Raw genomic sequence first — 10,190 nt, forward strand, 5'->3', positions numbered from 1 at the left:
CTGTAATAGTAAAGAAGATAATGAAATATCGTGACCTTAGAGATTTTATCGCGCAGCTGGAAAAGCAAGGCGAGTTAAAACGCATAACAATGGAAGTCGATCCTTATTTGGAAATGACTGAAATTGCAGATCGCACCCTAAGAGCAGGGGGACCGGCCTTATTATTTGAAAACCCAAAAGGTTACGACATGCCTGTTCTGTGTAATTTGTTTGGGACAACCAAACGAGTTGCGATGGGAATGGGGCAAGAAGATATCAAAGCCCTCCATGATGTTGGCAAATTATTGGCATTTCTGAAAGAGCCAGATCCTCCGAAAGGTTTTCGTGATTTATTCGATAAATTACCTAAATTTAAGCAAGTGCTGAATATGCCCGCTAAACGCTTAAGTTCTGCGCCTTGCCAAGAACAAATTTGGGCTGGTGAAGATGTCGATCTGACTAAAATTCCTGTAATGCACTGCTGGCCAGAAGATGCTGCGCCACTCATTACGTGGGGGCTGACTGTCACCAGAGGGCCTCACAAAGAGCGTCAAAACCTTGGCATTTATCGCCAGCAAGTTCTGGGTAAAAATAAAGTTATTATGCGCTGGCTATCTCATCGAGGTGGTGCGCTAGATTTCCAAGAATGGTGCCAAGCGCACCCAGGTGAAAAATTCCCTGTGGCTGTAGCATTAGGTGCTGACCCTGCAACAATTTTAGGTGCGGTTACTCCCGTCCCGGACACCTTATCTGAATATGCTTTTGCTGGTTTATTGCGCGGTAATAAAACGGAAGTTGTTAAATGTATTTCTAATGATCTTGAAGTGCCTGCGGGTGCAGAAATTATCCTCGAAGGCTATATTGAGCCCGGTGAGATGGCACCTGAAGGGCCTTATGGTGACCACACTGGTTATTATAATGAAATCGATAACTTCCCTGTGTTCACCGTCACTCACGTGACTCAACGCCGTGATGCAATTTATCATTCGACATATACAGGCCGTCCGCCTGATGAACCTGCGGTACTTGGTGAAGCATTAAATGAAGTTCTAGTGCCAATTTTACAAAAACAATTCCCAGAAATTGTCGACTTTTACTTACCACCTGAAGGTTGCTCATATCGCTTAGCTGTTGTGACAATGAAAAAGCAATATGCAGGACATGCAAAAAGAGTCATGATGGGAGTCTGGTCATACCTGCGCCAATTCATGTACACTAAATTTGTTATTGTTTGCGATGATGATATCAATGCACGCGACTGGAAAGATGTGATTTGGGCGATCACGACACGAATGGATCCCGCGCGGGATACGGTTATGATGGAAAACACCCCAATTGACTACCTTGATTTCGCTTCCCCAGTATCGGGTTTAGGTTCAAAAATGGGGCTAGATGCAACAAATAAGTGGCCGGGTGAAACTGACCGAGAGTGGGGGCGCCCAATTGTCATGACTGAAAGTGTTAAATCTCGCATTGATGATATCTGGGAACAATTGAAAATTTTTGAAAAATAAGAGGGAAAGCATGGCAACTTTAAGCTGTAAAGTCACATCTGTCGAATCTATCACGGATACGGTTTATCGGGTTATCTTGTTGCCAGATGGTCCCTTTCATTTTAAAGCAGGGCAATATTTAATGGTCGTGATGGATGAGCGTGATAAGCGACCATTTTCAATGGCATCCACTCTCTGCACTAAAGGTACCATCGAATTGCATATTGGCGCTTCTGAAATTAATTTATATGCAATGGCGGTAATGGATAGAATTTTAGATCAGCAACGCATTGATATCGACATTCCTCATGGTAAAGCGTGGTTTCGTGAAGACAGCCACAATCCAATGATTTTAATTGCAGGGGGGACGGGGTTCTCTTACACCCATTCAATATTGCTTGCAGCTTTAGCAGAAAACCCTCAACGGGATATCACATTTTATTGGGGGGGGCGCCAGTTAGAACATTTATATGATCTTGGTGAACTTCAAGCTCTTAGTGAAAAATATCCAAGTTTAAAAGTGGTTCCTGTTGTTGAACAGCCAGATGAATTGTGGCGAGGTAGAACTGGAACGGTTCTTAGTGCAGTATTAGAAGACTTTGGCGATCTTTCAGAGCACGATATTTATATTGCAGGTCGTTTTGAGATGGCGAAAAGTGCGAGAGATCGTTTTTGTAATGAGCGGGGAGCTAAAGCTGAACGGTTGTTTGGTGATGCTTATGAATTCATTTAATCTGCGCTAGTACAAATTGTAGGGGGCTTCACTCTGCTCCCTTTGTTATCCTATATTACATAACTCCTAGGGATCTTCGCACTTTCTGTTGTTTATAACCCTAAAACTTGTCGAGGTCATCAGGTTAGAGAAAGGTAAAAAAACCCGCCCCTGACTAGGCGGGAACATCGACAAAAACGCAACGTTTTACGAAAAGCGACATTAAACTCGTTCAATAATTGTGGCGATCCCCTGACCAAAACCAATACACATTGTAGCTAAACCAAATTGCTTATCTTTGTGCTCTAGCTGATTCAGTAGCGCAGTTGTGATCCGTGCGCCAGAACAACCAAGTGGATGACCCAGCGCAATAGCCCCCCCGTTTAGGTTTACTTTCTCATCAATAAGGCTTTCAGCGATATTTAACCCTTTTAAACATGCGATGGATTGAGCCGCGAATGCTTCATTTAACTCAATAATATCAATATCATTTAAAGATAAACCTGCTCGTTTTAGCGCCATTTCAGTCGCAGGCACTGGGCCAAAGCCCATAATAGAAGGATCACAACCGACAACCGCCATTGCTCTAACTTTCGCTCTCGGTTTAATACCATGTTGCTTAGCATAGCTTTCGCTACTGAGTAACATGGCGGATGCACCATCTGATAACGCAGATGAATTCCCAGCGGTTACTGTGCCACTCACAGGATCAAAAGCAGGGCGAAGGGCAGCTAAGCCTTGGAGACTTGCATCTAAACGAATGACTTCGTCATAATTTACGGAAATAAGATTCCCATCAGCATCATGCCCTTCAGTAGCAACGATCTCATTAGCGAACTTGCCATTTTTTGTGGCAGCAGCAGCAAGTTGGTGAGACCTAAGCGCAAAGGCGTCTTGTTCTTCGCGGCTAATTTTGTACATTTTGGCTAGCATTTCTGCGGTTAGCCCCATAGCTCCAGCGGCTTTAGCCACTCTCAGTGTGAGTTTTGGGTTAAAGTCGATGCCATGTGTCATAGGAACGTGACCCATATGTTCCACACCACCAATTAAAACTGAATTAGCATCACCCGTCATAATTAATCGGCTCGCATCATGTACCGCCTGCATTGATGAACCACAAAGGCGGTTGACCGTGACTGCGGGTACGGTATGGGGAATATCAGTTAATAAAGCGGCATTTTTTGCAATATTAAAACCTTGTTCTAATGTTTGCTGCACACATCCCCAGATAATGTCATTCAAATCTTTTTTACTTGCATTAGGGTTACGTTCAAAAATTGCATTCATAAGGTGCGCAGAAAGGTCTTCAGCTCTAACATGGCGAAATACTCCACCCTTTGAACGGCCCATTGGTGTGCGTATTCCATCAATAATGACGACGTTTTCCATAGAATTAACCCCTCGCAACTTTTTTGAGATCAATAGCCACAACAGGAGGTTGTGGGTAATAGGTAGCATTGGTAGCCGCTTTTGCTTTTAAGCCTTCAGGTGCTTGGTACAGCGGACTTAATGATGCATATGTATCCGTCATTTTTACGTATGATTGGCTACCGAGAGTGTCTAAATAGCAGAACACCCCCCCTCTAAATGGTGGGAAACCTAAACCATAAACCAGAGCAATATCAGCATCAGATGGACTTTGAATAATGCCTTCCTCCAGACAACGAACAACTTCGTTTATCATGGGAGCCATCATTCGAGTGATAATCTCTTCTTTCGTAAATGAACGCTTAACTTTGCAGATAGAATTCAGTAGCTCATCGGTTTGCGGGTCATTAATTTTTTTAGGCTTTCCTTTTTTATCTTTTTCATATTGATAAAAACCTTTTCCATTCTTTTGGCCAAAGCGTTGCTGTTCATACATCACATCAATTGCATTTTTACCCATTTTACTCATCCGCTCAGGGAAACCTTGAGCCATCACTTGTTCGGCATGGAAGGCAGTATCGATACCAACAACATCAAGTAAGTAAGCTGGGCCCATTGGCCAGCCAAATTCTTTCTCCATGATTTTATCGATTTCTCTGAAATCAGCACCGTCTTGGAGTAACAAATTGAAACCTGCAAAATAAGGAAATAGAACGCGATTCACAAAGAAACCAGGGCAATCATTCACCACGATTGGTGTTTTACCCATTTTATTTGCGTAAGCAACGACTTGTGCGACTGTATCGTCAGATGTTTGTGCACCACGAATCACTTCCACTAATGGCATGCGGTGTACAGGGTTGAAGAAATGCATTCCACAGAATTTTTCAGGACGTTTTAGTGACTTGGCCAATATGGAAATTGGAATTGTTGAAGTGTTAGAGGCCAATATCGTCTCAGGTGAAACAAGTGATTCCACTTCAGATAAAACTGCGGCTTTTATTTTAGGATTTTCAACGACTGCTTCGACAATGATTTGGCTATTCTCAATGCCACTATAAGAAAGTGATGGATGAATCGCAGCTAAAGTTGTTGCCATTTTAGCTGCGCTAATCCGCCCTCGCTCAAATTGGTTATTCAGCAGTTTTTGTGCTTCTTCGATACCGAGGTCTAAAGATTTCTCATTGATATCTTTCATCAAAACAGGGACGCCTTTACTGGCTGATTGGTAGGCAATACCGCCTCCCATAATACCAGCACCTAAAACGGCAGCTTGTGTTGGTGTTTTAACATTTTGAGCAAGCTTTTTGCTATTAGATTTAATATGTTGATCATTAAGAAAAATACTTACTAATGCGCGGGCAACATCACTGTGGGCGAGAGGAACAAAAGCGGCTGTTTCATGCTTTAATGCTTCATCACGAGTACAATTTGCCGCTTTTTCGATGGTATTGACTGCCACCATGGGGGCTGGGTAATGTTTTCCTGCGACTTGATATACCATGCCTTTTGCCACATTAAAGCTCATGGTTTGCTCAAGTGGGCCTAATTGAAGAGGGGCTAGTTTAGGCTGGCGTTTCTTCTGCCAGTTAATATTCCCAGCTATAGCTGATTCGATAACGGCTAAAGCCGATTGCGGTAGTTTTTCAGTTTCAACTACGGCATCAACTAAACCTAATTTGAGAGCTTGGGGCCCGCTGACATCTTTACCCGCCGTAATAATTTCCAGCGCGCTATCTAAGCCAATTAGCCTTGGTAAACGAACGGAGCCCCCAAATCCTGGCATGATACCGAGTTTTGTTTCGGGTAGGCCTATACGTGCATCAGGGGATGCAATACGAAAATCTGTCGATAAAATACACTCACAGCCTCCGCCAAGCGCATAGCCATTGATTGCACAAATCGTCGGAACGGGGAGATCTTCAATGCGATTAAATATGCTATTAGCGTATTGTAGCCATTCACTGAGGGTTTCTTTTGGTGCTTCAAATAATGAGAGAAATTCTTTGATATCGGCGCCAACGATAAAAGCTGGTTTATCAGAGCGGAAAATAACACCTTGCAGATCAGATTGTTGCTCAAGAACAGACACAGCTTCATCCAGTGAAGCAACGGTGTGGGTATCCAATTTATTGATTGGCCCTAGCGAGTTAAAAACCAGTTCTGCAATACCGTTTTTCAACCATTGAATATAGATTGTTTCACTTTGATAAAGCATTCTGTTCTCCTTTATATGATAAAGTTATCTGGTATGACCAGATGATTTGAGTGTGACTAGAATGTTAATTAATTGCAAACGGTTAATAACAAAACTGGAATCTTGGTCACAGCAATTAAGTGAAATAATGTTGCTTTGAAATGATATTTTAATTATTAATCAATAGATTAATGTGGGTTTGCAACAGAGTGCATATCCGTTAAGAACAGAACGTGATAAGCTTGGATTTTCTAATTAATGCTGAAAGGTTGAAGGAAATGGAAAAACTGACTGCACTCTACGCTGATCATATTAAAACGTTACAAAACAGAACTCAGCAAGTCTTACAGCGCAGCAAATTAGATGCCATATTGATTCATTCGGGTGAACCACTTCGCGTCTTTCTTGATGATAGTGACTACCCATTTAAGGTTAATCCACACTTTAAAGCTTGGGTTCCTGTTACCGATGTTCCCCATTCTTGGTTATTAGTCGATGGCGTTAATAAGCCTAAATTATGGTTTTACTCACCCGTTGATTATTGGCACAGTGTTGAGCCATTACCAAATGGCTTTTGGACGAAAGATGTCGAACTGATTCATTTAAAAAATGCTGATGATATCAAAGGGTTTCTTGCTAGCTTACCAAAAGAGAATGTTGCTTATATTGGTTCAGCAGCGGCAAGGGCCGAATCTTTAGGCATCTCATTAAATAATATCAATCCGAAGCCAGTTCTAGACTATTACCATTTCCATCGCGCCTATAAAACGGACTATGAGCTGTATTGTATGCGTGAAGCGCAAAAAATGGCGGTAAATGGCCACCTTGCCGCATTGGAAGCATTCCGTGCAGGAATGAGTGAGTTTGATATTAATGTCAGCTATTTACAATCAACAGGCCACCGCGATACTAACGTACCGTATGGCAATATTGTTGCGTTAAATGAAAATGCAGCGGTGCTCCATTACACTAAATTACAGCAATCCGTTCCTGCTGAATTGCGGAGTTTCTTGATTGATGCAGGGGCTGAATATAACGGTTACGCTGCTGATATCACGAGAACATATGCAGCAAAAGGCAAAGATGAATTTGCTGAATTGGTCGCAGATGTAAACAAAGAACAGCTTTCTCTCATTGATACCATTAAACCGGGTGTCCGTTATACTGATTACCACGTAGATATGCATCACCGTATAGCCAAAATTCTTGCGAAACATGACATTATTAATGGTATTAGCGAAGAATCAATGGTCGAGAATGGTTTAACAACACCATTTTTACCTCATGGTTTAGGGCATCCATTAGGTCTGCAAGTTCATGATGCGGCTGGCTTTATGCAAGATGATAGCGGAACACACCTTGCGGCACCAAAAATGTATCCTTTCTTGCGTTGCACTCGGGTTCTAGAGCCTAAAATGGTGTTAACTATTGAGCCGGGCCTTTACTTCATTGAATCACTGCTTTCATCGTGGAGAACGGGTGAGTTTAGTCAGCATTTTAATTGGGATAAAATTGAGTTCTTTAAGCCATACGGCGGTATTCGCATCGAAGACAATATCGTGATCCATGCGAATCGTATTGAAAATATGACTCGAGACCTGCATTTACGTTAATGAAACCTTATTTAATACCGGCAGAAACGATTTCTTTTACCGAAGAAATAAAGAAAAGCCGATTTATTACTTATTTAGCTCATACCGAGGGTATTGATGCGGCAAAAGATTATATTCAATCGATTAAAGCGCAATACCCCGATGCCCGGCACCATTGCTGGGCATTTGTCGCTGGCCGCCCTGATGATTCTCAGCAATTGGGCTTTTCTGATGACGGAGAACCAACAGGAACGGCAGGCAAACCTATTATGGCGCAACTGTTAGGAAGCCAATTAGGTGAGGTCACCTGCGTTGTTGTGCGCTATTTTGGTGGGATCAAATTGGGAACAGGCGGATTGGTAAAAGCCTATGGTAACGGTGCGCAACAAGCGTTGAAAATATTACCGACTCAAACCAAAGTCCCACAAAAAGTGTTTAATTTAGTGTGTGATTATTCGCTGATTAATGCAATAGAGCTGCTACTTGCTCAGGTCAATGGCGTGATTTTGCACAGTGATTATAATGAAGCTGTCGCTTTGCAAATTGCAATTCCTGCTACCCTTGAGCAGGAGGTCAATGATAGATTACGCGATATAAGCCGTGGTGCTTTAACGCTCACACCAGAATCTGAATAGTCAACCGCTTTAGCAAGGAACCTGCCGAATGCATTTTCGTGCAATAACCCGTATTGTCGGGCTGCTTGTCATCATTTTTTCTTTTACCATGGTTATTCCAGGTATTGTCGCGTTAATTTACCGTGATGGAGCGGGGCGCGCCTTCAGTCAGACATTTGTGACGGCGCTATTAATTGGCTTGTTTTTATGGCTACCTACGCGCAACAGTAAACACGAATTAAAAGCAAAAGAAGGCTTCCTGATTGTTGTCTTATTTTGGACTGTACTTGGTAGCGTAGGAGCATTACCGTTTATCTTTTCTGAAAAGCCGAATCTTTCTGTTACAGATGCCTTTTTTGAATCCTTTTCTGGCTTAACCACGACAGGCGCAACAACGCTAACGGGGCTTGATTCTTTACCTAAAGCGATTTTGTTTTATCGGCAAATGCTACAGTGGCTTGGGGGGATGGGGATCATTGTGTTGGCAGTTGCTATCCTTCCGCTGTTAGGTGTTGGGGGAATGCAGCTCTACCGTGCGGAAATGCCGGGGCCATTGAAAGACAACAAAATGCGCCCCAGAATTGCAGAAACAGCAAAAACCTTGTGGCTTATTTATGTGTTATTGACTATTGCCTGTGCAATAGCATTATGGATAGCCGGGATGGATGTGTTTGATGCCATTTCTCACAGTTTTTCGACGATAGCCATTGGCGGGTTTTCTACCCATGACGCGAGCGTCGGTTATTTTAATAGTCCAGCAATTAATACCATTATCGGGGTATTCCTCATCATATCAGGGTGTAACTTTGGTTTGCACTTTGCGGTTTTAACTGGGCGAAGCCTTGGGATTTATTGGCGCGACCCTGAATTTAGAATGTTTATCAGCTTCCAATTTGTTTTAGTGGTGGTTTGTACTGCGGTATTGATGTACCACTCTGTATATGGTGGTTTTGGTCAAACGCTTGATCAAGCCTTTTTCCAAGTCGTATCGATGGCCACAACGGCTGGGTTTACGACAGATAGTTTCTCTGGCTGGCCGCTATTTTTACCGATGCTTTTATTGTGTGCGGCGTTTGTTGGTGGATGTGCTGGTTCAACTGGGGGCGGGTTAAAAGTTATCCGTATCTTATTATTGTTCTTACAAGGTTCCCGAGAATTAAAACGGCTTGTTCACCCAAATGCAGTTTACACTATCAAGCTAGGGCAGAGGGCACTTCCAGAGCGCATCATTGAAGCGGTTTGGGGGTTCTTTTCTGCATATGCGTTAGTTTTTGTGGTTAGTTTATTATTGTTAATCGCAACGGGCGTTGATGAGTTTTCAGCGTTTTCGGCGATTGCCACTACATTGAACAATTTAGGGCCAGGGTTAGGGACTGTAGCGGACAACTTCACGAGCATGAATCCTGCTGGTAAATGGATTTTAGTTGTTACCATGTTATTTGGCCGTTTAGAAGTGTTTACCTTATTAGTGTTACTGACCCCAACGTTTTGGCGTGAGTAATTCAGTACAATTTTGTTATATATAGAAATGATAAAAATCTAGGAACGATAATGAGCTATTTACTTCTACACTCCAGCACTGATGGGCAGACTAAAAAAATTGTTTTGAAAATGGCGGAGCAATTGCGGAGCTTAGGCAGAGAGTGCGATATTCGTGACTTAAATACAGAGCAAAGTTTTAATTTAGCTGCTTATGATAAGGTTTTGGTGGGAGCTTCTATCCGTTATGGGCATTTCAATAAAAAACTTCAGCGTTTCGTTGTTTCCCATCAAAGCCAATTGAATTCAATGGCGAGTGCTTTTTTTGCTGTAAACCTTACGGCAAGAAAAGAAGGTAAGAATACCGTAGAGACAAATGCTTACACACGTAAATTCTTAGAAGCCTGTCCTTGGAAGCCAACATTGAAGTCTGTTTTTGCTGGTGCATTGTTTTATCCACGTTATAAATGGTTTGATAGAATGATGATCCGTCTAATTATGAAAATGACGGATGGGCCAACTGATCCTAATACAGAGATTGAATACACTAATTGGGCAAATGTTTCACAATTCGCAGTTGAATTTGATAACTTATAGTCCCTTTTTTCAACAGAACATACTTTTTTTACACGATTTGTTTAATAATTCAGCTGTTGAATAAAAAAATGCAAAAAAGGGGTTGCCAGATTTTTCTGACTCCCTATAATGCGCATCCACTGACCGGGAACAAGACAACGCAAAGCGCGATGAACACTG

General features: G+C 42.3%; 8 protein-coding genes. 6 read left to right on the forward strand and 2 right to left on the reverse strand.

Going from position 1 to position 10,190, the window contains the following annotated elements; translation table 11 throughout:
- The first annotated feature begins 20 nt into the window (after nt 1-20).
- Nucleotides 21-1,493 carry a 4-hydroxy-3-polyprenylbenzoate decarboxylase gene (gene ubiD, locus AC4IFO_RS19110; protein ID WP_490736800.1) on the forward strand — a complete coding sequence of 491 codons (1,473 nt, stop codon included), beginning with the start codon at nt 21-23 and terminating at the stop codon, nt 1,491-1,493.
- Nucleotides 1,494-1,503: 10 nt separating this feature from the next.
- Nucleotides 1,504-2,205, forward strand: a complete 702-nt coding sequence (gene fre, locus AC4IFO_RS19115; protein ID WP_490736802.1) for an NAD(P)H-flavin reductase — start codon at nt 1,504-1,506, stop codon at nt 2,203-2,205.
- Between the two features lie 201 nt (nt 2,206-2,406).
- Here fre and fadA read toward each other — a convergent pair whose 3' ends face one another.
- A complete protein-coding gene (fadA, locus tag AC4IFO_RS19120; protein ID WP_490736804.1) occupies nt 2,407-3,573 on the reverse strand; it encodes an acetyl-CoA C-acyltransferase FadA in 1,167 nt (388 codons plus the stop codon).
- Between the two features lie 4 nt (nt 3,574-3,577).
- The gene (gene fadB, locus AC4IFO_RS19125; RefSeq protein ID WP_490736806.1) at nt 3,578-5,770 is read right to left on the reverse strand and encodes a fatty acid oxidation complex subunit alpha FadB; all 2,193 of its coding nucleotides are present in this window, start codon (nt 5,768-5,770) and stop codon (nt 3,578-3,580) included.
- A gap of 257 nt (nt 5,771-6,027) precedes the next feature.
- Here fadB and pepQ point away from each other — a divergent pair, with 257 nt between their 5' ends.
- From pepQ to hemG, 4 genes are read left to right on the forward strand one after another with little or no spacing between them, the layout of a single operon-like run.
- The gene (pepQ, locus tag AC4IFO_RS19130) at nt 6,028-7,362 is read left to right on the forward strand and encodes a Xaa-Pro dipeptidase (protein ID WP_490736808.1); all 1,335 of its coding nucleotides are present in this window, start codon (nt 6,028-6,030) and stop codon (nt 7,360-7,362) included.
- Nucleotides 7,362-7,976 carry an IMPACT family protein gene (locus AC4IFO_RS19135; protein ID WP_490736810.1) on the forward strand — a complete coding sequence of 205 codons (615 nt, stop codon included), beginning with the start codon at nt 7,362-7,364 and terminating at the stop codon, nt 7,974-7,976. Before pepQ ends, AC4IFO_RS19135 begins: the two co-directional genes overlap by 1 nt.
- A gap of 28 nt (nt 7,977-8,004) precedes the next feature.
- Complete coding sequence (gene trkH, locus AC4IFO_RS19140) at nt 8,005-9,456, forward strand: Trk system potassium transporter TrkH (protein ID WP_490736812.1); 1,452 nt, start codon at nt 8,005-8,007, stop codon at nt 9,454-9,456.
- Between the two features lie 50 nt (nt 9,457-9,506).
- Nucleotides 9,507-10,031, forward strand: a complete 525-nt coding sequence (gene hemG / locus AC4IFO_RS19145) for a menaquinone-dependent protoporphyrinogen IX dehydrogenase (protein ID WP_490736814.1) — start codon at nt 9,507-9,509, stop codon at nt 10,029-10,031.
- Nucleotides 10,032-10,190: the final 159 nt, after the last annotated feature.

Source organism: Providencia sp. UF-224, from assembly GCF_058245955.1.